The sequence below is a fragment of the Microbacterium sp. SORGH_AS_0888 genome, assembly GCF_030818905.1.
Lineage (GTDB): Bacteria > Actinomycetota > Actinomycetes > Actinomycetales > Microbacteriaceae > Microbacterium.
Genome location: NZ_JAUTAZ010000001.1, coordinates 3,446,648 through 3,472,121, shown reverse-complemented (window position 1 = coordinate 3,472,121; position 25,474 = coordinate 3,446,648). Strand labels below are relative to the sequence as shown.

Genomic DNA, 25,474 nt, shown 5'->3' with positions numbered 1-25,474 from the left:
AGTCTAGTCGTGACGCGCCCGCGGCGAGAGCAGCAGGATGCCGGCCCCGACGAGCACCTCGAGCCCGATCGCGAGGGCGACGGGTCCCGGCTCCGGCCCGACCTGGGAGAGCCGGTCGGGTCCGAGCGAGCCCGAGGCGACGAGGCACAGGAGCGCGGCGACCGCGGCGGACAGCGCCGCGATCGCCACGGCGATGACGGCGCGGGGCCCGGCGGGCTCGGCGTCGCGCTGCAGGCGCGAGCGCACCGCCCAGCCCGCGAGGGCGCCCGCCGCGATCGGGAGCAGCGCGAGGACCAGCAGCCACGGCGAGGTGGAGTCGGGGAGCACGCCGAGCAGCGGCACGCCCGGCACGACGCCGAGCTGTGTGCCCGCGGGCGTGACCGAGGTGCCGACGCCGACGGCGAAACCGGGGCCGGAGAGGAAGGACACGGCCCAGACGATCAGCGTCGGCAGGTAGAGCACCTGCGCGAGTCCCATCGCGATGACGCCCCACAGGTCCAGGTTGGCCGACTGCGAGAGCGCCACGATGGTGCCGCCGCGCAGGATCAGCGCGACCGCCGTGACCAGCGCGCCCGCGCCCACGACGCCCGTGACAGCGATGGCGGCGCCGCGCACGGCGAGACCGGGAACCGAGAGCCACGCGTCGGAGACCCTGCCGAGCCGGCGGCGGAACGCATCCAGCACTCCGTCGTCGCCCTCGCGCCACGCGGTCGGCACGGCTCCCAGCACGAGCCCGGCGGCGTAGAACGCGGCCGGGAACGCGACGGCCTGCCACAGGTAGACCGCGGCGAGCCCGCTGCGCGCGGTGACCGCCGCCACGGCGGCGAACGCCGCGAACACGACGGCACCGGAGAGCACGCCCGTGATCCACGCGCCGGCACGGGCCGCACGCGCACCCGAACGGGCCCCGAAGAGCAGGGATGCCGCGGCGAAGCCGAGCGGGGCGAGCGAGAGCACGAACCGCGCGAGCGAGGGGTCGATGGCATTCGCGGCGAGGTAGGCGTCCGGGAGCGTGATGTGCAACGGCACCCCGTGACCCAGCTGCCACACGGCGACCGTGGTCTGCCAGAGCGCCGATGCGTCGCCCGCGCCGAAGACGACGAACCACAGCACCATCAGCGGCGCGAAGGCGGCGGCGATGCCGACGAGCACCGCGACGAACGCGTCGAGCGCGGAGAGGAGGAGGACGAGGACGCGTTGCATGCCTCCTCGACCTTAGTCAGGCACCGCGCCGTGTCCAGGCGCCGCGCGGCGGACCCGTCCTCTGCACAGGCTCGCTCAGCGGCCCGACTTCCACACGCCCGAGCTCGGAAGCCTGCCGCCGAAGAGCTGCCTGATGTTCACGAGCGTGAAGCCGCGGTCCGCGAGCGCGGTGTAGACCCGGTCGACCGTGCGGGCGGTGACCGGCTGGATGTCGTGCTGCAGGACGATCGATCCCGGCTGCGGCTGATCGACGACCCGGCTCACGAGGACGTCGTCCGCCGGGCCCTGCCAGTCGAAGCCGTCGACGTCCCACAGGATCGCGGGCATCCCGGCGGCGGCGAGCACGGCAGCGTTGTACTGCCCATAGGGCGGGCGGAACACGGTCGGCGCCTGCCCGGTGGCGGACAGGTAGGCGGCCGTCGTGTCGCGGATCTGCCGGGCGACCTGCGCAGCCGAGAGCGTGGTGAGGTGCGGATGGTCCCAGGTGTGGTTCTCGACGAGGTTGCCCTCGGCGAGCGCCCGTTTCGCGACCGCCGCGTAGGGGGCCGCCTTCTGCCCCATCGAGAAGAACGTGACCGAGGCGTGGTGCGCGGCGACCGTGTCCAGGATGCCGGCCGTGTACTCGCTCGGTCCGTCGTCGTAGGTCATGGCGACGCACGGCACGAGCGTGCAGTCCACGCTCGTGAACCCCGCGAACGCCGGAGCGGGCGGCTTGAAGGGCACGGCTGCGGCGGCCGCCAACGCGGCGCCGAACGGCGTCGTGATCGCGGCAGCCGTGTCGGCGGGCACCGCCATCGTGGTCGGCTCCGCCGTCGGCGGCACGCCGAGCGCGGTGAGCTCGGGAGCGGTGAAACCGGGCGGAAGGGTGACCGCGAGCGATCTCCCGGGGATCACCTCGGCCTGCGCGAGCGCGGCGCGGACCGCGGAGATCGTCGCGTCGCCGGGAGGCTGCACCGTCGCCAGGCTCAGCGAGCCGTGATCCCGACGGATCGCCTCTACGAGGTCGTCCCACAGGACGAGCGGTGCGGCGTCCGTCCACAGCGCATCACCGGTGACGACCTCTCCCGTGGCGGTGTTCGTGAACAGCGTCGTCGCGACGTCGGACGTCACCGCCCGCGACGACCCGGTGACGACGCGGATGCGCTCGCCGAAGAAGGTGCCCGCGGCCACGACCACGTCGCAGACGACGGCCGTCCCCACGCCGCCGGCGGGACCGAAGGCGGGATCGGCGAGCACCTGGGTGGCGGGCCGCAGCGTGCTCCCCCGCTGGCACGAACGGTCGCCCATCCCCGTTCCCTGCGGGAACACGGCGGGACCGTACGCAACCCGCGCCGCCGCGGAGCGGGCGGTGATCGCGTCACGCACGAGCTGCGAGAGACGGGCGTTGATCGGCGCGTCGCCGGGCAGCCGCGTCCAGCGGGCCTGGACGCCGACCGCGTCGTTGCGGATGCGCTGTCCCGACAGTCCGCCGACATCGGCCGGATCGAGCGTTCCGGGTGTCTCCACGATGCTGACGGATGCCTCGGGCCACGTCGACGGCGTCCACGAACGGTCGACGGCGGGGGCGCAGCCGGCCAGCAGCGCGACGACGGCGACGACGGCCGCCGCGGTCAGCCGCCGCCTCATCGTGCGACCGCCGTCGAATCGGTGCGGACGCGGACGCTCTCGATCAGGTGCGCGAGCACGCACGTGTAGCGCGGGAGATCGCCCTCCGCCGTCGCGACGACGATCACGGCGCCGTCGGGCTCACCGACCGCGGCCGTGACCGTCTCCGGGGCGGTCTGGGCGTGCACCGAGGTGAGTCCCGAGCCGAGCGGCTCCTCGATGGGATCGCCCACCGAGGGCGCGGCGTCGGAGAAGGCGGCGCGGGGCGATCGCGGGCTCGGCGAGAACGTCACGTCGAGGTTTCCGTCGGGGCTCGTGACCAGGAGCGAGTCGGGATCGACGAACGAGCGACGCACGGACCATTCCGCCGGCACGGTCAGGCTCGCTCCGCCGATCTCGACCGTCGTATCGGTGGTCTCGACGCGCGCACTGAGGTTCGCCAGCAGCGGCGGGAGCACCAGCCTGGCCAGCACCGCGCACGCGAGGGCGAAGACGACGACGAGGACGATCAGGATCGCGAGCCGACCCCGGCGTGAGCGCAGCACACCGCCCCGCCCCGACACCACCTGTGACACATCCCCGCCTCGAGCGGCCGGACCTCCCGACCCCGTTGCGAGTCTACAAGGGAACTGCGCGGCACCACGGAACGGCCGGCGACCGGAGGCCGCGCGAGGCCGTCATCGGTCGGCGAAGGGCTCCAGCACGAACACCGCGATGACCCGATCCGTCTTGGTCTGGTAGTCGGCGTAGTCGGGCCACACCGCAACGGCGCGCTCCCACCACAGCTCGCGCTCCTCGCCCGAGACCTCACGGGCGAGGTAGTCGCGTTTGACGGCCTTGTCCTGCAGCTCGACGTGCGGGTGGCGGCGCATGTTCCCGGCCCAGACCGGCTCCTCCGGCAATCCGCCCTTGGATGCGATGACCGCGTACCGGCCATCGTGCTCGACCCGCATCAGCGCCGTCTTGCGCAGGGCTCCGGTCTTGGCACCGACGGTCGTGAGCACGATGATCGGCACGCCGCGCAGCTCGCCGCCCTCTGCGCCGTTCGTGGCCTCGTAGGTCTCGGCCTGGGTGCGGGCCCACTCGGCGGTGGACGGCTTGTACTCCCCGGTCAATGGCATGGCATCTACGGTACTCCCCGCGCTTCGTGCGCATAACTCAGGCAGAATCGCGTCTCGGCGACGCGCGCGGCTCCGGAAGCCCGGATCTGCCTGAGTTGTGCGCACAGCGCGCAGCGAGGAGGGGTGGGCGCCGTCGGCGCCCACCCCTCCTCGCTGCCTGCGTCAGAGCGCGGCGATGATCTCGCGCATCAGGGCAGCCGTCTCGGACGGCGTCTTGCCGACCTTGACGCCGGCGGCCTCGAGGGCCTCCTTCTTGGCCTGTGCCGTGCCGGCGGAGCCGGACACGATCGCACCCGCGTGACCCATGGTCTTGCCCTCGGGCGCCGTGAAGCCCGCGACGTACCCGACAACGGGCTTGGTGACGTTCGCCTTGATGAAGTCCGCGGCGCGCTCCTCGGCGTCGCCGCCGATCTCGCCGATCATGACGATCGCCTTGGTCTCCGGGTCGGCCTCGAAGGCGGCGAGCGCGTCGATGTGCGTCGTGCCGATGATGGGGTCGCCGCCGATGCCGATGGCGGTCGAGAAGCCGAGGTCACGCAGCTCGAACATCATCTGGTACGTCAGCGTGCCCGACTTCGACACGAGTCCGATCGGGCCCTTGCCGGTGATGTTGGCGGGGGTGATGCCCACGAGCGACTCGCCGGGCGTGATGATCCCGGGGCAGTTCGGGCCGATGATCCGGGTCTTGTTGCCCTTGCTCTTGGCGTACGCCCACGCCTCGGCGGTGTCGCCGACGGGCACGCCCTCGGTGATCACCACGAGCAGCGGGATCTCGCTGTCGATGGCCTCGACCATCGCGTCCTTCGTGAACGCCGGCGGCACGAACGCGATCGACACGTCGGCGCCGGTGGCCTCGATCGCCTCCGCGACAGACGCGAACACGGGCAGCTCGACCGGGTTTCCGGCGGCATCCGTGTGCGAGACGGTCGTGCCCGCCTTGCGCGCGTTGACGCCTCCGACGACCTGGGTGCCGGCCTTCAGCATGAGGGCCGTGTGCTTCGTGCCCTCGCCGCCGGTGATGCCCTGGACGATGACCTTGGAGTCCTTGTTGAGATAGATCGACATTGTCCTAGTTCCTTGAGATCCGGATGCCGCGACTCAGGCGTTCGCCAGCTCGGCGGCCTTGTCGGCGCCCTCGTCCATGCCGGCGGCGAGGGTCACGAGCGGGTGGTTGGCCGCGGCGAGGATCGCGCGACCCTCTTCGACCTGGTTGCCGTCCAGGCGGACGACGAGGGGCTTGGTCGCGGTGTCGCCGAGGATCTCGAGCGCCTTCACGATGCCGTCGGCCACGGCCACGCAGCTCGTGATGCCGCCGAAGACGTTCACGAACACGCTCTTGACCTGCGGGTCGCCGAGGATGACGTCCAGGCCCGCGGCCATGACCGTCGCCGAGGCGCCGCCGCCGATGTCGAGGAAGTTGGCGGGCTTCACGCCGCCGTGGTCCTCGCCCGCGTAGGCGACGACATCCAGGGTCGACATGACCAGCCCCGCACCGTTTCCGATGATGCCCACCTGGCCGTCGAGCTTGACGTAGTTGAGGCCGTTCGCCTTCGCCTTGGCCTCGAGCGGGTCGGCCGCGTCCTTGTCCTCGAGCTCCTCGTGCTCGGGGTGGCGCACCTCGGTGGCGTTGTCGTCGAGGCTGACCTTGCCGTCGAGCGCGACGATGTCGCCCGAGGCGGTCTGCACGAGCGGGTTCACCTCGACGAGGGTCGCGCCCTCGCCCTTGTAGACGTCGTAGAGCTTGACGAAGACGTCGGCGACCTTCGGGGCGAGCTCCTCGTCGAAGCCGCCGGCCCGGGCGATCTCGAGGGCCTTGGCCGCGTCGATGCCCGTCAGCGGGTCGACCTCGACCTTCGCGAGCGCCTCGGGCTTCTCCACCGCGAGCTGCTCGATCTCCATGCCGCCCTCGACCGAGCACAGCGACAGGTAGGAGCGGTTGGCGCGGTCGAGCAGGACCGAGAAGTAGAACTCGCGCTCGATCTGGGCACCGGCGGCGACCATCACGCGCTTGACGATGTGGCCCTTGATGTCGAGGCCGAGGATGGCCTTGGCCGCCTCGTACGCCTCGTCGGGAGTCTTGGCGACCTTCACGCCGCCGGCCTTGCCGCGTCCGCCGGTCTTGACCTGAGCCTTCACGACCACGACGCCGCCGAGCTTCTCGGCCGCTGCCTTCACCTCCTCGGGGGTGTCGGCGACGATGCCGGCGAGCACCGGCACCTCGTACTTCTCGAACAGATCACGTGCCTGGTACTCGTACAGATCCACGGGCAATCCTTCGGTGGACGGTGGGGTGGGGTACGGCCGAGAAATCTTGATGTCGAGATATCGACCAATCCCCCACCCTACTACCGCAAGGGAAACACGCCGGACGCCTGCCCCGCTCCGCCGCGAGAAGGACGGTCCTGCGCGCTCATGCCCCTCACGCTCCCGCGGCCGGTGCCGGTCGACGAGCGAGCATGCAGACGGCCACCGCGCCGAGGATAACGAGCGACTCCCGAAGGAGCAGCCCGATCGGCTGCAGGGGCGCGAGCTGCATGCCGAGCACGACGTCGCCGAGGTTCGGCCCGGTGCACAGCAGGACGACGGCGGCCACCGCGACGAACCGACGCGCGGACCGCGAGGGCCGGGTGGAGAGAAGGACGAGCGCGGGCACGAGGTAGACCCAGTGGTGCAGCCAGCTCACGGGCGAGACGAGGCAGGCCGTGAGACCGACGATGACCGTCGCCGAGAGCTCGTCCGCGCGTCGATGTGCCACGACCGCGGCGGCAAGCCCCGCGGCGCCGGCGCCGGCGGCGGCGAGGACGGCGAGCACCGAGGGCGCTCCGGCGAAGGCCAAGGCGCCCTGGATCGAGTTGTTCCCCGACGTCGCGAACAGGCCGCCGAGGTCCACCCTGTCGCTGAGATGCCAGACCGTGTCCCGGAAGAACGTCCCGCTCGCCTCGGGGAACACGACGGCGCCGATCGCCGTGCATGCCGCGGCGATGCCCGCACCCCAGGCGAGGCGGCTCCATTGACGGGTCACCGCGAAGTACAGGAGGAACAGCGCGGGGGTGAGCTTGATCGCCGCCGCCACGCCCACGAGCGCACCGGAGGGCAGCCACCGTGCACGGCCGCCGCCTTCTCGGCGCAGGACGTCGACGAGGCAGAGGGCCATGAGGGGGACGTTGATCTGGCCGAAGATGATGTGGCTGGCCACCACGATCGACGCTCCGCTCACCGCGAGAGAGACGACGACACGGCGGACTCGTGCGGGTCCTGCCGGCGTGCAGCTCCAGATGACGCCCGTGAGGACGGCCATCGTCATCCATGACCACAGCAGATAGGCCACGGTCGGCTCGAGGAGCGTGGTCGGCAGGAGCACCAGCGCGGCGAACGGTGTATAGGTGAACGGCAATCCGCCGGGCGGCATCATGGGACCGCCGAGGTTCTGTCGATAGATGTCCTCACCGGCCGACGCAGCTGCGGCGCCGTAACGGTAGACGAGGAAGTCGACCGGGTTGACGCTGCTGACGACGGCGGTCAGCACCCAGACGACGACGAGCGACACGACGCTCGCGCCGAGAACCAGCAGCCACCGCTGGGGCACGCGGCACGTCGTCCGCGGGCGATCGCGAACACCCGTCACCGGTACCCCGCCGGAGCGGTCGAACAGGTCGTCGACAGCGCAGTCGAGCTCCCGTGTGAGCGCGACAACGGTGTCGAACCGGATGCCCTCCGCCGTTCCGAGTCGGAGCCGCTCCAGGGGCGCGGCGGCGACGTCGCACCGCTTGCTCAACTGCTCGACCGACACACCGCGGCGGTCGAGCACCGCCGCGAGCCTCGTCCGCGCGCCCGCGCCGTGCTCGCCGGAGCCGATCGTCGTCACGGAGACCTCCGGCCTCGTCGCGCTCGCGGGGCCGGGGGCGAGCCGGGCAGGATGACGAAGAGCTCCCCGACCTCGCAGTCGAGCACGTCGCAGATCGCTGCGAGGGTCGTGAACCGGATCGCCTTGGCGCGGTCGTTCTTCAGGATCGAGAGGTTGGCGATCGTCACGCCGACGCGGTCGCTCAGCTCGGTCAGACTCATCCCGCGCTGATCGAGCAGCTCGGTCAGCCGACAGTGCACGTACCGGTCGGAGACGCCGACCGACGGCATCAGACGATCCCGTCGGCGTCGCGCCGGAGCTTCAGGGCGACGGCGAGCGCGACAGCGACGAGCAGCAGTCCGCCGCCGACGAGAAGGGGGACGACGGCGAGCTCCTGAGCCGCGTACAGCACGACATCGCCCCGCCCGACGAGGCTTCCCGGGTGATCGACGGGCAGCGACTGAGCCACGAGCTCGGTGCCGCGGCCTCGCAGCATCGGCCCGAAGACGCCGACCGACAGCACCGACGCCCCCGCCATGAACCAGATGGCGACGACCGGGACGCCGAAGGGTCGGTCACGCATGAGGCTGACGCACAGGAGGATGAGTGCCGCCCCGGTGATCGCGACGGCGGCGAGGTCGAGGGCAGCGGCGAGGACGAAGACCGTGCCGGCCTCGGCGGTGTCCGTCACGAACATCTCGACGCCGGTGTACCGCGCCCATTCGACCCGCGGGCCCAGACCGCCCGGCTCGATGGTCGTGAGCGCGGGCATCACGACACGGGCGCGTCCGTGAACCGCCTCGGCGAGCTGTGCGCCGGTGATCGCCAACGCCGCGCCCGTCAGGATCATGATCAGCACGAGCGCGCCGATCATCCCGCCGCGGCGCCAGCGCACGGCACGTTGTCCGAGCTGCGTCATCCTCCACCTCCATTTATCGTGAAACAATAAACGCAAGCTTATCGAAGAACGACAAACAGCGCCCGAACGCCCGCGGCAGGACGGGACGTGGGCCCGCCCGTCGCACGCTCCCGGCCCCGCGGGTCTAGGCTTCGATCACATGAGCGTGACATCCCCCCCGTCCGCCGCGCGCACCGCCGTCGTCGCCGCTGCGCTGGACCTGTTCGCCCAGCAGGGGTTCGAGTCGACCACGGTCGATCAGATCGCGCGGGCATCCGGGATCTCCCGCTCCACGTTCTTCCGGCAGTTCGGCGGCAAGGACGACGTCGTCTTCGCCGATCACGACGCGGTGCTGCAGACCCTTCGCGACTACCTCGACACGCACCATGCCGATCCCTGGGAGGCGGTCTGCGAGGCCTCGTTGATCGCCTACCGCCACTTCGCCGCGGATCCGGAGCTGGCTCGCCGTCGTTACGCCGTGGTGCGCGGAGTGCCGGCGCTGCGCGAGCGCGAGATCGTCATGGTGTTCCAGTACGAGCGCCTCTTCGACGAGTACCTGCGGCGGGCGCTCCCCGGGATCGACCCGCTCGACGCGGTCAGCTTCGCGGCGCTCGTCACGGCGGTGCACAACCACGTGCTGCGCCAGCTGCTGCGCGGCACGAAGCGCGTGCCGGTCTCGGTGCTGCGGCGCGCGCTCGACAAGGCGCTCGCCCGGTTCGGGGTGGGCGACGCGGCGGTCCCGGCGTCTGAGGAGCTCGTCGTCGCGGTCTTCCCCCGCCGGATGCCGCCGGCCGAGATCGCGCGCCGCCTGCGCGACGAGCTCACCTGAGCCCGCCTCGACCTCGCGACACTGCGTCTCGAAACTGGCGGGACCTCGTCGCATCCCGCTACCCTGATCCAGGGCGGCACGGACGCGCCCCGGACAGGAGCGACATGGGCGAGGAAGCCGTCTTTCCCGGCGAACGCGTGACCGGATACGACGTCACCGACCGGCTCGACACCGACTACTACGCGGTCTTCGCCGACATCCCCGATGCCGACCGCGAGGTCTGGGACCGGGCGAAGGCCTACGTCGACGAGGTCGGCGATCGGATGGTCGCCGCCTGGGATACGGCCGACTACCCGCTCGAGATCGCGACGCGGCTCGGCGAGCTCGACCTGTTCAACGACGGGGTGGAGCACCCTGCGCTCACCCGTTTCTCCCCGCTGGCGGCAGGGCTGGTGAACATGGAGGTCTCGCGCGGCGACGGGTCGCTCGGCACCGTCATCGCCGTGCAGGGGGGTCTCGCGCTGCGCACGCTCGCCCTCTTCGGAAGCCCGGCGCAGCAGGAGCAGTGGCTCGTGCCGCTCGCCCGGGCCGAGGTGCTGGGCTCCTTCGCCCTCACTGAGCCCGACCACGGCTCCGACTCCGTCTCGCTGGAGACCACGGCACGCCGCGAGGGCGACTCCTGGGTGCTGCGCGGCGCGAAGAAGTGGATCGGCAACGGCGCCTCCGGCGGCATCGCGTTCGTCTGGGCCCGCGTCGACTCCCCCGGCGCAGACGACCACGGCGGGGTGCGCTGCTTCCTCGTCCCGCAGGACGCCCCCGGCTACACCGGCACGGTCATCACCGGGAAGGTCTCGCTCCGCGGCATCCACCAGGCCCACATCGTGCTCGACGACGTGCTGCTTCCGGCGGATGCCGTGCTGCCGGGCGCGCGGACCTTCAAGGATGCGTCGACCGTGCTCTACTCGACCCGCTCCGGCGTCGCGTGGTCGGCGCTCGGCCACGCGACCGCCTGCTACGAGGCCGCGCTGTCGTATTCCCAGCAGCGCATACAGTTCGGCAAACCGCTCGCAGCGTTCCAGATGGTGCAGGAACGTCTGACCCGGATGCTGGACGATCTGACGAGCATGCAGCTCTACTGCCGGCGCCTCGCCGACCTGGAGAGCGCCGGCGCGTTACGCCCCACCCAGGCGTCGCTCGCCAAGTTCCACAACACGCGCACCGCACGCCGTATCGCCGCGACGGCCCGCGACCTGCTCGGCGGCAACGGCATCCTGCTGGAGAACCGCGTCATGATGCACCTCGCCGACATCGAGGCGATCCACACCTACGAGGGAACCGAGAGCGTGCAGGCGCTGCTGCTGGGCCGCGACATCACGGGCCGCAGCGCCTTCGCCTGACCCACGGCGCGCCCGCAGCCCTCCCGACTACCGACCTCCGCCGGGCGGCGCAACCCTCCCGCCGCTCGCGCCGGCGCGTACTACGTTCTGATCATGGGACTCTTCCGTCGTACCCCCACCGAGGTTCAGCCGACCACGCGCGACATCGAGATCTCCGCGAAGCGCCCGCCGTGGAGTCTCTGGTCCGACACCTTCGGGCAGCTCGCGATCCGCGGCGTGCAGATCATCGTCGTGGTGGCGGTCGCCGCGGCGATCATCTTCGCGATCCAGTCGCTCACGCTCGTCACGATCCCGCTCGTGCTCGCGCTCATCTTCGCGGCCGCGTTCTCTCCGGCGATGCGGTGGATGCGCCAGCACGGCGTCCCGTCCGTGCTGGCGACGCTCATCACCCTGCTGACGGTCGTGGTCCTGCTGGGCGCGGTCACCTGGTTGATCGTCTGGGCCGTCGAGAACCAGTGGGACGATCTGTATCAGCAGGCGCAGGACGGCGTGAACCAGCTCATCTCCTGGGCGCAGTCGCTGGGCTTCCAGCCGAGTCAGGATCAGTGGAACGAGTGGCTCGGTCAGGCCCAGAAGTTCCTCACGAGCTCGCAGTTCGGCTCCGGCGCGATCGCCGGGGTGAGCGCCGTGGCGAACTTCGTGACCGGATTCGTGCTGATGGTCACGATCCTCTTCTTCTTCCTCAAGGACGGCCCGCGCATGTGGGAGTTCCTGCTGCGCCCCTTCCAGGGCAGCCACTACGAGCGCGGGCGCCGCATCGGCGACAAGACCGTGTCGGTGCTCGGCTCCTACGTGCGGGGGACGGCGACGGTCGCGTTCGTGGACGCGGTCGGCATCCTCATCGGTCTGCTGATCCTGCAGGTGCCGCTCGCGATCCCGCTCGCCGTGCTCGTGTTCCTCCTCGCGTTCATCCCGATCGTCGGCGCCACCCTCGCCGGGATCCTCGCGGCCCTCGTCGCGCTGGTCGCCAACGGCTGGGTCAACGCGCTGTTCGTCGTCGGCGTCGTGGTGCTCGTCAACCAGCTGGAGGGCAACTTCCTCCAGCCGTTCCTCATGGGCCGGTCGATGAAGCTGCACGCCTTCGTCATCCTGGTCGCCCTGACCGTCGGCACGGTGCTCGGCGGCATCGTCGGCGCCGTGTTGGCCGTCCCGATCACCGCGACGGCGTGGGGCATCGTGCAGGTGTGGGACGGTCCGGACAAGCCGGCGCGCTGGGCCAGGCCCAAACGGACGGAGCTCGAAGCCTGACGGGGGTCCGGCGCCGTGCGCTACGACATCCCCGCTCCCATGCTCGCCAAGGCCGTTGCCGACGTGCCGGGCGGCGAGGGCTGGTCGTTCGAGCCGAAGTGGGACGGCTTCCGGGTGCTGGCTGCGTGGGACGGGGAGACCGTGGAGCTCGGCTCCCGCGGGGCGAAGCCGCTCACGAGGTACTTCCCGGAGCTCGTGGCCGCACTGCCGGAGGTGCTGCCGGGGCCGTGCCTGATCGACGGCGAGCTCGTCGTGGCACGTGGCGAGCCCGGCGCCCAGCGGCTCGACTGGGAAGCGCTGAGCGCGCGGATCCACCCTGCCGAGTCACGCGTGCGGATGCTGGCCGAGCACACGCCGGCGATGCTCGTCGCGTTCGATCTGCTCGCGGTCGGCGACGAGCAGCTGACGCAGGAGCCGTTCGCCGTGCGGCGGGAGAGGCTGGAACGCCTGCTGGCCGATGTGCCGCATCCCGTGCACCTCACTCGCACGACCCGTGACCCCGCGCTCGCCCGCCGCTGGCTCGCCGAGTTCGAGGGCGCGGGACTCGACGGCGTGGTCGCGAAGGCGCTCGGCAGCCCGTACACGCCCGGCAAGCGCACGATGCTGAAGGTGAAGCACGCGCGCACGGCAGACGTCGTCACGATCGGCTACCGCGTGCACAAGAGCGGTCAGGGCGTGGGGTCCTTGCTCGTGGGGCTGTACGACGACGCCGGCGAGCTGCACGGCGTGGGCGGGGTCTCGGCCTTCACGGACGCCCGCCGGCTGTCGCTCGTCGACGAGCTCGCGTCGCTCGTGGAACGGGATGCGGAGGGGAACGCCGTCTCGGGCGAGGGCGAGCGGTCGCGGTTCACCGGGGCGAAGGACGTGTCGTTCGTGCGGCTGCGCCCGGAGCGCGTGCTCGAGGTGCGCTACGACCAGCTCGAGGGCGCGCGCTTCCGCCACACGGTGCAGTTCGCGCGCTGGCGACCCGATCGCGAGGCGCGGTCCTGCACCTTCTCGCAGCTCGACGCCGTCACGGCCTACGACCTCGGCGACGTGCTGAGCTGACTGCCCGCGCTCAGTCGCGGCGGGCTCGCGAGGGCTGCACGCGCGAGGGCTCGCCGGGCATCTTCGGGAACTCCGGCGGGAAGGGCAGCTCACCGAGCCCGGCGGCGAGATCCCGCTCCCACCAGTCGAGCAGCGTGTCGATGCGACCCGGCGCGGCGTCGAAGTCAGCCCAGGGGTCGCCGACGGCATCCAGCCGGGCCGGGATGGTGCGCACGGTGAAGGCCGCAGGGTCCACCTCGGGCAGCTCCTCCCACGTGATCGGGGTGGACACGGTGGCTCCCGCCAGCGCGCGCGGGCTGTAGGCGCCGGCCATCGTCCGGTCGCGATTGGCCTGGTTGAAGTCGATGAAGATGCGGGTGCCGCGCTCCTCCTTCCACCACGCGGTCGTGACGCGGTCGGGCATCCGGCGCTCGAGCTCGCGTGCCGCGGCGATGACCGCATGCCGCACGTCGAGGAACTCGTGCGTCGGCTCTATCGGGCAGAACAGGTGGAGGCTGCGGTTTCCGCTCGTCTTGATCCACGACGCCAGCCCCGCCTCCGCGAGGACGTCGCGCATCGCGGGGGCGACCGCCGATGCCTCGGCGAACCCGGTCCCCGGCTGCGGGTCGAGGTCGATGCGCAGCTCGACCGGCCTGTCGGTGTCATCGGTCCGCGAGGCCCAGGGGTGGAACACCATGGTGTTCATCTGCACGGCCCAGACGGCGGTCGCCACCTCGGTGAGGACGAGCTGCGGATGTCGCCGCCCGCTGTTGTAGGTGACGGTCACCGCCTCGACGAACGCCGGCGCCCCCTTGGGCGGGTTCTTGGAGAAGAAGCTCTCACCGCCGACACCGTCCGGGAACCGTTCCAGCGACACCGGACGGCGACCGTTGGCGGCGAGGAACGGCGTGCCCACGGCGATCACGTACTCGGCGAGCTCCCGTTTCGTGATCCCGAGCTCCGGCCACAGGACGCGGTTCGGGCTCGAGAGCCCGATCTCGCGCTCGCCGGCGGGGCCGGGGACGGTCAGGGTGATGCGCTCGGACGCCATTCCCTCACCCTAGGCAGCGGTGGCGCATCCCACATCCCCCTTGCCTTCCGGCTCAGGGCAGCAGCGGCGCGAGGTCCGCGCGCGAGAGCTGCATCCACGGCCCCTGCGGGTTCACCACGACCCCGGCCAGCTCCGGGTCGCTCGCCAGCGCGAGACCGAGCTGCTCCGCCGTGACCTTGGCAGCCGCGTCGCCGCGGCCGAGGACGTGCAGCTCCAGCGGGTGCGAGTAGACCTCGAGCATGCGACGGCCGTCGCTCATACGCGCCTCGGCGACGCCGATCTGCCCGTCCTCGCCCTGCCGCGCGGCGATCCACAGCGGTGCACCGCGCATCGCCTCCACGAGCGCCGCGATCGCCTCGGGCGTGCGCTCGCCGATCAACGCCGACTTGACGGCCGTCGTCTCGTCGAGGTCGTCGAGCGCGCGCTCGAGCAGCGTGCGCGGCAGGATCACGGATGCGTCCCCCGAGGCGTGATCGATCACCAGCCCCGTGAACGGGCCCGCGAGCGCCTGCTGCAGCACCTGCGCGACCGGCACCGCGACGGCCGAGGTCTCGGTGTCGCCGTCGGAGCGGACGGCCTCCTGCAACGGCTCCCCGCCGCTGTAGGCCAGGAGGTACTGCTCATCGCCGGAGGTGGCGACCGTCATCGGAAGGTTCTCGCCCGCGGCGAGCAGCGACCGCGCGTCTCCGCGAACGCGGAGGTAGAGGTGCCCCTGGAGCATCTGGCGCACGACGTTCAGGCGCTCCTGCGGGCTCGCCTGCGGAGGAAGAGCGAGCAGCGCCGCCGTCAGCAGCGCGTTGTCGGTGACTCCGGGAACCGTCGTCCGCGTGCGCGGCGTGCGCGCCGACGGTGCGGGAGCCGGCGCCTCGGCGTCCTCGACCGGCGCCGGACCGGCGGCCTCCCCCACACCTCGGAACGAGGAGACGGAGATGCCGACGGCGGGAGCGGCGTCGGCGGCGGGGTCCGCCTGTTCCGCCGGCGTCGCCGCCGCGTCGACGGACGCGGACGAGTCGCTGGACGAGGGGGTGCGTGAGGACCGCGAGAAGATGCCCATCGTCCGACCCTAACCCCGGGGCCTCCCGCACGACAGCGGGTGCGAGGGCGCCGCCGGGTGGGGCGTGCCAGGGAGCACTCCCCACCCGGCGACTCACCGGGGGGACACCGACGCCCGCTCGCTCACCCGCCGTTCCGATGACGACGACGTCGACGGACGAGCCGACCATACGAGGACATCACGGACGCCGCATTCCGTTTGCCGGCCACGAGGGGCACGCAGTCCGCAAACGGGTGATGTGACGCGACGTGACCCCGAACGGTCGCCGATGTAGCCACATGATAGCACGTATACATGCGCCCTCCGCCATAGTTGAGCATGTTTACATGTGCATGTGTTGCCGCCCCTCACGCGAGCCTGGGGAGATGCCGATTCCCGACGACGCGTGGACGAGGTACGCGAAAGAGCTCGGGCTGACACTGGCCCGCGCACGCGCCGGCAAGGGCATCTCGCAGGAGTACCTCGCTCACGCGGCAGGCCTCTCCGCGTTCACCTACCGCAAGCTCGAGAAGGGCGAGTCGAATCCGGGGACGCCCGCGAACCCGCGACTGCGCACGCTCTCGGCGCTGGCCGCCGTGCTCGAGATCCCCTTGTCGACGCTGCTGCCGCCGGACCCCGCGAGCGACTGAGCGCTACAGCTTCTCGATCGGCGCGATCTTCACCAGCAGCTTCTTGGCCCCGGCGCTGTCGAACCGCACGTGCGCGACGCGCTTGGCCCCCTCGCCGGTGACGGCGTCCACGCGCCCCTCGCCGAAATCGTCGTGGCGGATGCGGTCCCCGGGCGCGAGCTCCATGTCGCTGTTGTCGCGCACCTTCGCGGGAACCCGGTTCGGGAAGCGATCCAGCGAGGTCGACTTCGGCTTGAGCGCGGGGATGTCGTCGCGGCGGGGACCGCCGGGCCGACGAGCGTTGAGCGCGCGGGACTGCATGCCGCCGCGCGAGTTGACATCACCCGGAGACTGGCGCCAGTCGATGAGCTCGGCGGGGATCTCCTGCAGGAACCGGCTCGGCATCGCGACCGTCACCTCGCCGAACTGGGCGCGTGTCATCGCGAGCGACAGGTACAGACGCTTGCGGGCGCGCGTGACGCCCACGTAGAACAGGCGGCGCTCCTCGGCGGGGCCGCCGGGCTCCCCCGCCGAGATCCGGTGCGGGATGAGGTCTTCCTCGACGCCTGTGATGAACACGGCGTCGTACTCGAGCCCCTTCGCGGTGTGGAGCGTCATGAGCGACACCGAGCCCGACGCGTCGTCGAGGTCGTCGGCGTCGGCGACCAGCGCGACCTCGGTGAGGAAGTCGACGAGCGTGCCCTCGGGGTTGTTGCGAGCGAACTCGCGCGCGACGGCGACGAGCTCGTCGAGGTTCTCGAGCCGCGCTTCGTCCTGCGGGTCGCGGCTCGCGCGGAGCGCGTCCGAGTAGCCGGTCTTCTGCAGCAGCAGGCTGAGCCCCTCGGCGACGACGGTGGGGGGCGCGAGCTCGCCCGTGGCCGGGAGCATGAGCGCGCTCGCCTCGGCGAGCACGGCGTCGAGCTGCACGATCGCGGCTTGGATCTTCGGCCCGAAGCCGAGCGACGGCGCGTCCGCCAGGGCATCGCGGAACGATATCTCGTGCTCCTGCGCATAGCGGGCGATCGCCGTCTCGGTGACCTCGCCGATCCCCCGGCGCGGCTTGTTGAGGATCCGGCGCAGCGCCATCTCGTCCGAGGGGTTCGCGACCGCCACGAGGTAGGCGAGCGCGTCCTTGATCTCGGCGCGCTCGTAGAACTTCGTTCCGCCCATGATCTTGTACGGCAGTGCCGCACGGATGAAGATCTCCTCCAGCGCGCGCGACTGCGAGTTCGTGCGGTAGAACACCGCGACGTCGCCGTACGCGACGCCCCGGCGGTGGAGGGCTTCGATCTCGTCGGCGACGAACTGCGCCTCGTCGTGCTGCGAGTAGCCGGTGAACCCGACGATGGGCTCCCCCGCTCCGACATCCGTCCACAGCTTCTTGTCCTTGCGGTCGAAGTTGTTGCTGATGACGGCGTTGGCGGCCGACAGGATGTTCTGCGTCGAGCGGTAGTTCTGCTCGAGCAGCACGACCGTCGCGCCTGGGAAGTCGCGCTCGAACTCGCTGATGTTGCGGATGTCGGCTCCGCGGAAGGCGTAGATCGACTGGTCGGAGTCGCCCACGACCGTCAGCGACGCCGCCTCGACCTCGGGCGCGGACTCCGCCTCGAAGATCATCATGCCGCCGGAGGAGAAGGCCTCGCCCCCGCCGGTGACCGGCCGCGTCAGCTCGCGGATGAGCGCGTACTGCGCATGATTCGTGTCCTGGTACTCGTCGACGAGGATGTGGCGGAACCGGCGCCGATACGTGTCGGCCACGTGCGGGAAGGCGCGGAACAGGTACACCGTCTGCGCGATGAGGTCGTCGAAGTCGAAGGCATTGGCGCGCTGCAGCGCCCGCTGGTAGTCGCCGAAGATCTCGACGAAGATGCGCTCGGCCGGGTCGCTGAGGTTCGCCTGGCGGGCGTAGGCCTCGGCATCCGTCAGCTCGTTCTTCAGCCGCGAGATACGGCTCTGGACCGCCGCCGGGGTGAGCCCGTACGCGTCGCCCTCGTGCTCCTTGACGAGACGCTTGATGAGAGCCCGCGAGTCGCCGGAGTCGTAGATCGTGAACGCCGAGGTGAAGCCGAACTGCTGGGCCTCGCGCCGCAGGATCCGCACGCACGCGGAGTGGAACGTCGAGATCCACATGCCGCGGGCACTCTCGCCCACGAGCTGCTCGACGCGCTCACGCATCTCTCCCGCGGCCTTGTTCGTGAACGTGATCGCGAGGATCTGGCTGGGCCATGCCTCGCGATGCCGCAGCAACGACGCGATGCGGTGCGTGAGCACGCGGGTCTTGCCCGACCCCGCGCCCGCGACGATCAGGAGCGCAGGACCGCGGTACGTGACGGCGGCGCGCTGCGGCTCGTTGAGCCCGACGAGCAGGTCGTCGTCGGGCCGCGCGGCGGAGGGGACGACGACGGGAACGGATGCCGCGCCGCGCGCGGCCGCGTGGGCCTCGGTCATATCGAGATCAAGTGTAGGTCGGACCGCCGACACCGGCCCGGCTCAGCGGCTCGCGTCGACGGCGTGCGCGGCCTGCTCCCGGCGCAGCTCCAGGTCCGCGCCGAGCTCGGACGCGAAGATCGGGTGCGCGCGGATCACCCGGTTCGCGAACTCCACCGGCAGCACGAGCACCGAGGAGGTCTCGCGGGTCACGACGGAGACCCGGGAACGTTCCCGGGTGAGCGCGGCGCTGCCGATCAGCTCGCCCGCGTCGATCGTGCCGCACTCGACGTCGCCGCGCGGGGTCGGCGCCGTCACGCGGGCGGACCCGGCGACGACGTAGCGCACCGCGTCCGGCACCTCGCCGGCACGGCCGAGGAGCTCGCCCGCGGCGTAGGTCTCGATGCGGCACATCTTCTCGGCATCCTCACGGAGCGGCCCGTCGAGGTGGAGTGCCCGCGCCGCGCCCTCGAGCGCGACGGCGAGGGCCGTCCGGTGCTGCTCGGGATCGGAGGCGATCTTGTCGAGCGCCAGGCCCGCACGGCGCGCCGCGTACCACAGGCGTCCGAGGAAGACACCGGTCGTCTCGCCCTGCAACGCGGGCGAGAGCACGGGGATGGCAGCGGAGAAGGACCCGGCGCCGAGATAGTCGACCTCGACGGGGCGGCCGACCAGGCGCTGGGGCAGCCGCTCACCGACATCCCGCAGCAGCGCCCGGACGCGCTCGGGCGGATCGGAGGGCGCGAAGACGACCGGGATCGTCACCGCGAAGGGCCCGGCAGGACGGCTGAGATTGCGGAACGAGGCCGCTGCGAGCTTGGCGTTCGGGATCACCTGGACGCCCGATCCGGTCTCGATGTGCAGCGCGCGCCAGTTGACCTCGACGACGCGTCCGTTCGCATCGCCCGTGTCGATCCAGTCGCCGATCTTGAAAGGCTGCTCGAAGAGGACGAGCAGCCCGGAGACGATGCCGCCGACGGCGTTCTGCAGCGCGAGGCCGATGACGATCGATGTGACCCCGAGCGCGGCGATGAGACCGCCGACATCCGCCTGCCAGACCACCTGGAACAGGAGCGCGAGGCCGACGACGACCAGCAGGAGTCGTGCGATCTCGATGAAGATCGTCGGCACGCGCTCGCGCCAGGTTCCCGCCCGCGCGGTCGAGAAGAGCGCGACGTTGAGCGCCGACAGCACGAGCAGGATGAGCAGGAAGCCGAACACCGTGCCGACGATGCGTACCCAGATCAGGTCCTGGTCGGAGCGGGTCGCGAACGCCAGCAGCGCGACGAGCGCCGCCACCGGGACGACCCAGTTGCGCAGCAGCAGGAGCGGCTTGACGACGGGGCTCCGACGCCGGCGAAGGATGCTGATGACCTCGGTGAGCACGACCAGCACGAGCGGGAGCCCGACCGCGAGCGCGAACGCCCACCAGACCCACCCCTCGCCGAGCAGTGCGTTCACGCCTCGACCCGCCAGACCGTCCCGGCCGTGCCTGCGGTGTCCACCGTCCCCGCCTGCACGAACTCCCACAGCCCGTGGAGCCGATCGTGCACGGCGTCGCTGACGTAGACGCCGGGCTCGTCGACCGCGCGGCGCACACGTCCGGCGAGGCTCACCGCGTCGCCCCACAGGTCGTACGCGAGCGTGGTGCGCGCGACGAGGCCGCTCGTGACCGACCCGCTGTGCACACCCGCGCGCAGGTCGAGCGATGCGCCCGTGCGGTCGTTGAACTGCCGCACGGTCTCTCGCATCCCCAGCGCGAACTCGACGGCACGACGCGCGTTGTCCACGCGCGGCACCGTGAGGCCGCAGGTCGCGAGGTACCCGCCGCGCAGCGTGCGGACGGACTCGACGCCCGTGCGGGCCGCGACCTCATCGAAGCCGCGCATGAGCTCGTTGAGGGCGAGGGTCTCCTCGTGTCCGTCCAGCGACCGCGAGAAGTCGTCGAAGCCGAGGAGCTCGGCGAAGACGACCGTCACGTCGTCGTGCTGCTCGGCGATGGTCTCCTCCCCCTCGCGATAGCGCTCGGCCAGGCTGTCCGGCATGAGGGTGTGCAGCAACCGGTCGTTCTCCGCACGTTGATGGCGGATGAGGTCCTCCTTGACGCGGAGGGTTCCGGCCATCTCGTTGAACGCTCGCGACAGCTCGCCCATCTCGTCCGTTCCGCCGACGGGGACGCGCACGTCGTAGTCGCCGTCGGACACCCGGTGCACGGCATCCGCGAGTCGGCGGACCGGCCGGGTGAAGGCCTGCGCGAGCACGAGCGCGAGGACGCTGACCAACAGCAGCAGTCCGAGGGTCGAGAGCACGAGATTGCGGGTGAACTCCGCCACCGGCGCGAAGGCCTCGGAGGTCTCCATGCGGGCGACGACGACCCAGTCGAGTCCTTCGATGTTCGCCGGACCGTAGGCGGTGATGCTCTCCGAGCCAATGTACTGGGCCGACGTCATCGTCCCGGTCTTGCCCGCGATCGCCTCCTGTACGGCCGCCTGATCGACCGGCTGGCGGATGACCGTGTCGCCGACCGCGACGATGCGGTTCGCGACATCCGGGGGCGTGCCGTTGTCGATCACGGCCTGGGCATACGTGCTCGGGTCCTGGATCAGCGACCGGGAGTTGGAGCGCATGAGTCCGTCGGTGCCGGCGAGGTACACCTCGCCCGTTCGACCGAGCCCCTGGGAGTCCCACCGGTCGTACCCGGTCATGACGTCGTTGATCCAGGACACGGGGATCTGGAGCGCCATGGCGCCGGTGATGCCGTTCGCGTTGCCGATCGGCGAGACGACCCACATGGTCGCCGCGCCGAACGAGGGCAGCCAGCTCTCCATGTCCGTCGTGATGACGGTGTCGACCGAGTTGGTCGCGATCGCGTCGTGGTAGGCCTTCGCGAGAAGACTCCCGCGATACGGCCCCTTGTCGAGGTCCGTGCCGAGCTCGACGCCGTTGTAGGCGCTGAACACCACGTTCCCGTCGAGGTTCATGACCAGCACGTCCTCGTAGCCGACCGTGTCGACGAGGTCCGTGAAATAGCCCTGTGCCCGGGCGTGCGCCGCGGAGTAGGCGCTGCCGTCGCCGGGGTCCAGGAGCGAGAGCGCGGCATCCGTCCCGCCGCCCTGGCGCGTGTACCAGTACTGAAGATAGGCGCCCGCGGCGGAGTCGGGGACGAAAGCGGAGTCGGCATAGGTCTCACCGGTCGCGGACTGGACCTTCGGCAGGAACGTGTCGCGGTAGTAGCCGGTGAGCGCGTCACGCTGCTCGGCGCTCAGCTGCGCGCCGGCGAGTGCGTCCCAGCCGCGGTTGAGCGCCGCCGAGGCGTCGAGGGCGCTCGAGTTGTCGGTCGCGAGCGACGCCTCCCGCTGGATCTCCCCGATGAGCGCGCTGATCTCGCCCGTGCGCAGCTCGCGCACCGCGGTGAGCTGGTCGACGACGGCATCTCGGAGCGAGTCGCGGCCGTTGACGTAGCCGATGACGCCCACCACGCCGGCGCTGACGAGGCTCACCGCCATCAACATGATCAACAGGCGCGACTGGATGCCGAGCCTCCTGCGTATCCGCCCGTTGGCCGGTGTGCGGTCCTCCGTCATGCAACGCCCCCTCCGAGGGCGCCACTCTATCGGCCCGAGGGGTCTGAGCGCTTCACCCTGATCACGAGCGACCCCGCGGCCGCGAGCACTGCGCCGATCGCCACGGCCGCCCAGGCGAGCGGCTCGACCGCACCCGGGTGGAGCGTCGCGATGATCGAGTGCGGGATCAGGCCGAGCCCGTCGTCCCAGTTCGCCACGACGTCCACCGCGCCGACGAGGGCGATCCCGAGCGCGGGAAGGGCGAGACCGGCACCGAGGGCCGCGAGGATCCCGCCGCCCGCGTAGCGCGCGCCGCCCTGCAGCTTCAGGGCCCACACGGCTGCGACGAAGGTCCAGACGAACAGCGTGAACGCGACGGCGACGAAAGCGCCGCGCAGCACCGGCTGCGTCCAGAACTCGTCGGAGAAGCCCGCCCGCCCGGTGATCGAGATCGCCGCGAGCGTCACGATGCAGCGGAGCACGACGACTCCCCCCGACCGCGGCGATGACCGGCCACGGCGAGCGGCGCCCGACCGCGGCGCGGAGCACGAGCGCGAACGCGGCCCAGGCCCCGACGGTCACCACCAGGTGCACCCACCCGCGCAGCCCGGTCTGCACCATCCGGGTCGCCACCAGCAGCGCGACCGGCACGAGGAAGATGAGCCAACGGTCCAACGGCAGGAGACCGAGAGTCGACTCGCGGGCACGCCACGGTCGGCTCGACGCGAGCCAGGTCGCCCGGGCCGCCGCGGCGCCCGGCCGGCCCACCAGGCGCGTGCGTGCGGCGAGCACCCCGATCACGACCCATGCGGCCGCGAGGACGAGGAGCACGGGCGCCGCCCACCCCAGCGGGGCCGCGTCTTCGACGACCACGCGGTCCGCGGGCGGCTGCAGGACGTTCCCCAGGAGGGCGCCGATCACGAGCAGAAGGGCGAGGAGAGCGATGGCGAGCGCACCTCTTCGTTCCGCCATCGTCATCCGATTAGCCTAATCCGCCCGCGGGCTCGTCCCCGCCGCGTCACAGAAGGCAATCGGCGGACTCACCCCGACATACACCGGAAAGCCTCGCGCATCTGGCGTAGCGTTGCGGCATCGCGGCGATCCGGGTGGTCCCGGGCACCGGCTCATACCCGGCTGCGTTGCGGGTTCGACTCCCGCCGTCGCGTCTATCGCCGGCTCGTGGGAGCCGGCTCATCCTCTGCGGTCGGCGCGGGCTCAGCCGCCGCCCTGCCGGGGAGCCGGGTCTGCGACGTCCCGTCTCAGCGCAGGAACGGGATGCGGGGCGTCAGCCAGTCGACCCAGATCAGCCGCGCCGCGGGCGCGACCGCGAGCGCCCACACGATCGAGGCGGCCACGTCGGTCGGATAGTGCACGGCGTCGATCGACAGCGCCGCCCCGACGAGCGCGATGAGCACGGCCCCCACCGCGACGCCGACCGGCAGCCAGCGCGTGCCCCGGAGCAGGAGGATCACGGCGATCACGAGCGTGACGATGAAGACGGTGTGCCCGCTCGGGTAGGACGGATCGGGCTGAACCGGCGAGAACGGATACGTCATGAGCGCGACGTCGGGACGCGGCCGATGCACGAGGAGCTTGACGAGATCGGACGGGATCCAGGTTGCGGCGACGACGACCGCGAACGCCACGGCGACACGCAGCTGTCTGCTCGCCGCCCACACCACGCCCGTCAGCACGACCGTGATCGCGATCGCCGGCACCGGGCTGATGACGGCGTACGCCGCGTTCGAGATCGCGCCGATCGCGCCGGTGTGCAGCGTGTTGAGCCGTTGCGACAACGCCAGGTCGATCGGGTGCGAGCGCAGCACGAAGCCCAGCGCGGTCAGCAGCGCGACGGCGACGACCGCCGTGACGAGCACCGCCGCCGGATGCCGCGACGGGCGGAGGATGCCGGTCGCCCGGGCACGGGAATGGGCACGGCGCACGTCCGCGCGCGAGGGTGTCGACATCCCCGAATTATGGCGTCGGCTTCTTATGAGTTCCCGAGGAACGCACCCGGCGGCGCGGCGCGCTACGCTGACCGGATCGTTCCGGTATGAGCCCGGGTCGGCCCTGGTCGCGGGCTCCGCGACCGGAAAGGATCGACACATGACCATCGCCCTGATCGTGATCGACGTCCAAGAGTCCTTCCGCCAGCGTCCCTCCTGGGAGCAGGTGTCGAACCCGCTGATCGTGGAGCGGGTGAACACGCTCGTCCACGCGGCACGGGCGGGCGGGCGCCCCGTCTTCTGGATCTGGCACGCCGAACCGGGCAGCGGCTCGGTCTTCGACCCCGTGGCGGGCTGGGTGCGCCCGATCGCGGGCCTCGACGTCCGTGACGACGAGCCGCAGGTCACCAAGACCTCGGCCAACGCCTTCACGACGACGAACCTGGCGCAGCAGCTCACGGGAGCCGGTGTTGACGAGATCATGGTCTGCGGCATCCAGACCGAGCGGTGCTGCGAGACGACGACGCGGGTCGCCGCCGACCTCGGGTACGCCGCGGACTTCGTGACCGCGGCGACGGCGACGTTCCCGATCCAGCGCCCCGACACCGGCGAGACGCTGGATGCGGCGGCGGTCGTCGAACGCACGGAGTACGCCCTCGCGGGGCGCTTCGCCCGAGTGGTCGGCGTCGACACGGCCGTCCAGCTGCTGCGAGCGGCATGACACCGCCCGTCGCCGACGACGCGGTCCGTGCCGTGTTCCTGCTGGCGCCGGGCGTGCAGCTGCTCGACGTGGCCGGGCCCGCGCACGTCTTCGGCGGCGTGGCGGAGGCGACGGGCCGCCGCTGGGAGCTCTCCTACGTCGCCGACAGGCCTCTCGTCGACTCGCACCAGGGCGTGCCCCTGCATGCGGACACGCTGCTTCCCGCGCTCACCGCACGTGACCTCGTCGTGGTGCCGGGCTGGCACATCGACGACGACGCACGCGCACCGTTCGCCTCGTCCACCCTGGCCTGGGTCCGGGCGCACCACGACCGGGGCGGGGCCGTCATGAGCGTCTGCGCGGGCGCGTTCGCCCTGGCCGAGGCGGGACTCCTCGACGGCAGGCGCGCCACGACCCACCACGACCTGCAGGACGAGCTGGCCCGCCGGTTCCCGGCGGTCCGTGTGAGCCGCGACGTCCTCTACGCGAGCGACGGCAGCGTGCACACCTCGGCGGGGATCGCGAGCGGAATCGACCTCGCGCTGCACCTGGTCGCGCAGCAGTACGGCGCCCGCGCGGCGTCACGGATCGCTCGCGCGATGGTCGTGTTCGCGCGGCGCAACGGCCACGAGCCGCAGGAGAGCGTGATGCTGCGGCATCGCGACCATCTCGACGACCTCGTCCACCGCGCGCAGGACGTCCTCGACGACCGCTTCGCCGAGCGCGTGCCGCTCGAGCTGCTCGCGCGGGAGGTGCGCGCGAGCGAGCGGACCGTGACGCGCGCGTTCGTGCGCGCGCTGGGCATGACGCCGCTGCGTTACCAGCAGCTGCTGCGGCGGGAGCACGCGGAGCGCCTCATCGCCGCGGGCGAGAGCGTCGAGGCGGCAGCGCGCGCGGTCGGGTTCGACGACGCCCGGATGCTGCGGCGTCTGCGCTCGGCCGCGGCGCAATGACGGTACGCCGCTGAGGCGACGCATCCTCGGCGCCCGGCCTCGGTGACGGACGTACCCTGGA

General features: G+C 71.5%; 23 protein-coding genes and 1 tRNA gene. 8 read left to right on the top strand and 16 right to left on the bottom strand.

Features of this window, described 5'->3' with window-relative positions; all coding sequences use genetic code 11:
- Positions 1–3 precede the first annotated feature (3 nt).
- The 9 genes from QE381_RS17045 to QE381_RS17005 form a co-directional block, all read right to left on the bottom strand.
- Positions 4–1,203 (bottom strand): DUF6350 family protein, encoded by a 1,200-nt coding sequence (locus QE381_RS17045; protein ID WP_307220091.1) that lies wholly within the window; start codon positions 1,201–1,203, stop codon positions 4–6.
- A gap of 75 nt (positions 1,204–1,278) precedes the next feature.
- A complete protein-coding gene (locus tag QE381_RS17040) occupies positions 1,279–2,829 on the bottom strand; it encodes a polysaccharide deacetylase family protein (RefSeq protein ID WP_307220089.1) in 1,551 nt (516 codons plus the stop codon).
- Complete coding sequence (locus tag QE381_RS17035) at positions 2,826–3,383, bottom strand: hypothetical protein (protein WP_307220087.1); 558 nt, start codon at positions 3,381–3,383, stop codon at positions 2,826–2,828. The genes QE381_RS17040 and QE381_RS17035 overlap by 4 nt, the downstream gene beginning before the upstream one ends.
- Before the next feature lie 102 nt (positions 3,384–3,485).
- Entirely contained in the window at positions 3,486–3,929 is a 444-nt protein-coding gene (locus tag QE381_RS17030) for a nitroreductase family deazaflavin-dependent oxidoreductase (RefSeq protein WP_307220085.1), read from the bottom strand.
- A 162-nt stretch (positions 3,930–4,091) separates the two neighbouring features.
- Positions 4,092–4,994, bottom strand: coding sequence for a succinate--CoA ligase subunit alpha (sucD, locus tag QE381_RS17025; RefSeq protein ID WP_307220083.1), 903 nt, complete (start codon positions 4,992–4,994; stop codon positions 4,092–4,094).
- A gap of 33 nt (positions 4,995–5,027) precedes the next feature.
- On the bottom strand, positions 5,028–6,194 hold the full coding sequence (gene sucC / locus QE381_RS17020; RefSeq protein WP_307220082.1) for an ADP-forming succinate--CoA ligase subunit beta: 1,167 nt from the start codon (positions 6,192–6,194) through the stop codon (positions 5,028–5,030).
- 154 nt (positions 6,195–6,348) lie between these two features.
- The gene (locus QE381_RS17015) at positions 6,349–7,794 is read right to left on the bottom strand and encodes a glycosyltransferase 87 family protein (protein ID WP_307220080.1); all 1,446 of its coding nucleotides are present in this window, start codon (positions 7,792–7,794) and stop codon (positions 6,349–6,351) included.
- Positions 7,791–8,063, bottom strand: coding sequence for a helix-turn-helix transcriptional regulator (locus QE381_RS17010; RefSeq protein ID WP_307220078.1), 273 nt, complete (start codon positions 8,061–8,063; stop codon positions 7,791–7,793). The genes QE381_RS17015 and QE381_RS17010 overlap by 4 nt, the downstream gene beginning before the upstream one ends.
- Positions 8,063–8,692: a hypothetical protein gene (locus QE381_RS17005; RefSeq protein ID WP_307220076.1), complete on the bottom strand. Its 630-nt coding sequence runs from the start codon at positions 8,690–8,692 to the stop codon at positions 8,063–8,065. The genes QE381_RS17010 and QE381_RS17005 overlap by 1 nt, the downstream gene beginning before the upstream one ends.
- Positions 8,693–8,831: 139 nt before the next feature.
- Between QE381_RS17005 and QE381_RS17000 the strand changes: the two genes are divergently transcribed.
- From QE381_RS17000 to QE381_RS16985, 4 genes are all read left to right on the top strand, one after another.
- Positions 8,832–9,500, top strand: a complete 669-nt coding sequence (locus QE381_RS17000) for a TetR/AcrR family transcriptional regulator (protein WP_307220074.1) — start codon at positions 8,832–8,834, stop codon at positions 9,498–9,500.
- 104 nt (positions 9,501–9,604) lie between these two features.
- Positions 9,605–10,837 carry an acyl-CoA dehydrogenase family protein gene (locus QE381_RS16995; RefSeq protein ID WP_307220072.1) on the top strand — a complete coding sequence of 411 codons (1,233 nt, stop codon included), beginning with the start codon at positions 9,605–9,607 and terminating at the stop codon, positions 10,835–10,837.
- A 93-nt stretch (positions 10,838–10,930) separates the two neighbouring features.
- Positions 10,931–12,085, top strand: a complete 1,155-nt coding sequence (locus QE381_RS16990) for an AI-2E family transporter (RefSeq protein WP_307220070.1) — start codon at positions 10,931–10,933, stop codon at positions 12,083–12,085.
- A gap of 15 nt (positions 12,086–12,100) precedes the next feature.
- Positions 12,101–13,132: an ATP-dependent DNA ligase gene (locus QE381_RS16985; protein WP_307220068.1), complete on the top strand. Its 1,032-nt coding sequence runs from the start codon at positions 12,101–12,103 to the stop codon at positions 13,130–13,132.
- A gap of 10 nt (positions 13,133–13,142) precedes the next feature.
- Here QE381_RS16985 and ligD read toward each other — a convergent pair whose 3' ends face one another.
- Together ligD and QE381_RS16975 are read right to left on the bottom strand one after the other, a co-directional pair.
- Positions 13,143–14,162 (bottom strand): non-homologous end-joining DNA ligase, encoded by a 1,020-nt coding sequence (ligD, locus tag QE381_RS16980; protein ID WP_307220066.1) that lies wholly within the window; start codon positions 14,160–14,162, stop codon positions 13,143–13,145.
- A gap of 52 nt (positions 14,163–14,214) precedes the next feature.
- The gene (locus QE381_RS16975; protein ID WP_307220064.1) at positions 14,215–15,216 is read right to left on the bottom strand and encodes an SseB family protein; all 1,002 of its coding nucleotides are present in this window, start codon (positions 15,214–15,216) and stop codon (positions 14,215–14,217) included.
- 365 nt (positions 15,217–15,581) lie between these two features.
- Here QE381_RS16975 and QE381_RS16970 point away from each other — a divergent pair, with 365 nt between their 5' ends.
- Positions 15,582–15,845: a helix-turn-helix domain-containing protein gene (locus QE381_RS16970; RefSeq protein ID WP_307220062.1), complete on the top strand. Its 264-nt coding sequence runs from the start codon at positions 15,582–15,584 to the stop codon at positions 15,843–15,845.
- Positions 15,846–15,848: 3 nt separating this feature from the next.
- Here the strand turns inward: QE381_RS16970 and QE381_RS16965 are convergent, their stop codons facing one another.
- Genes QE381_RS16965 through QE381_RS16950 form a run of 4 tightly spaced genes read right to left on the bottom strand, consistent with a single transcriptional unit; the run spans position 15,849 to position 22,296 of the window.
- Positions 15,849–18,272: an ATP-dependent helicase gene (locus tag QE381_RS16965; protein ID WP_307220060.1), complete on the bottom strand. Its 2,424-nt coding sequence runs from the start codon at positions 18,270–18,272 to the stop codon at positions 15,849–15,851.
- A gap of 42 nt (positions 18,273–18,314) precedes the next feature.
- Positions 18,315–19,712: a mechanosensitive ion channel family protein gene (locus QE381_RS16960; protein ID WP_307220058.1), complete on the bottom strand. Its 1,398-nt coding sequence runs from the start codon at positions 19,710–19,712 to the stop codon at positions 18,315–18,317.
- On the bottom strand, positions 19,709–21,835 hold the full coding sequence (locus tag QE381_RS16955) for an adenylate/guanylate cyclase domain-containing protein (protein ID WP_307220057.1): 2,127 nt from the start codon (positions 21,833–21,835) through the stop codon (positions 19,709–19,711). Before QE381_RS16955 ends, QE381_RS16960 begins: the two co-directional genes overlap by 4 nt.
- Positions 21,836–21,861: 26 nt before the next feature.
- The gene (locus QE381_RS16950) at positions 21,862–22,296 is read right to left on the bottom strand and encodes a hypothetical protein (protein WP_307220056.1); all 435 of its coding nucleotides are present in this window, start codon (positions 22,294–22,296) and stop codon (positions 21,862–21,864) included.
- Between the two features lie 611 nt (positions 22,297–22,907).
- Between QE381_RS16950 and QE381_RS16945 the strand changes: the two genes are divergently transcribed.
- Positions 22,908–22,980 (top strand) — tRNA-Met (locus tag QE381_RS16945).
- Positions 22,981–23,073: 93 nt separating this feature from the next.
- Here the strand turns inward: QE381_RS16945 and QE381_RS16940 are convergent.
- The gene (locus QE381_RS16940; protein ID WP_307220055.1) at positions 23,074–23,781 is read right to left on the bottom strand and encodes a phosphatase PAP2 family protein; all 708 of its coding nucleotides are present in this window, start codon (positions 23,779–23,781) and stop codon (positions 23,074–23,076) included.
- Between the two features lie 139 nt (positions 23,782–23,920).
- On the opposite strand from QE381_RS16940, the gene QE381_RS16935 reads away from it, so the two are divergent.
- Complete coding sequence (locus QE381_RS16935) at positions 23,921–24,481, top strand: isochorismatase family protein (RefSeq protein WP_307220054.1); 561 nt, start codon at positions 23,921–23,923, stop codon at positions 24,479–24,481.
- Positions 24,478–25,413: a GlxA family transcriptional regulator gene (locus QE381_RS16930; RefSeq protein ID WP_307220053.1), complete on the top strand. Its 936-nt coding sequence runs from the start codon at positions 24,478–24,480 to the stop codon at positions 25,411–25,413. Before QE381_RS16935 ends, QE381_RS16930 begins: the two co-directional genes overlap by 4 nt.
- The last annotated feature ends 61 nt before the right edge of the window (positions 25,414–25,474 follow it).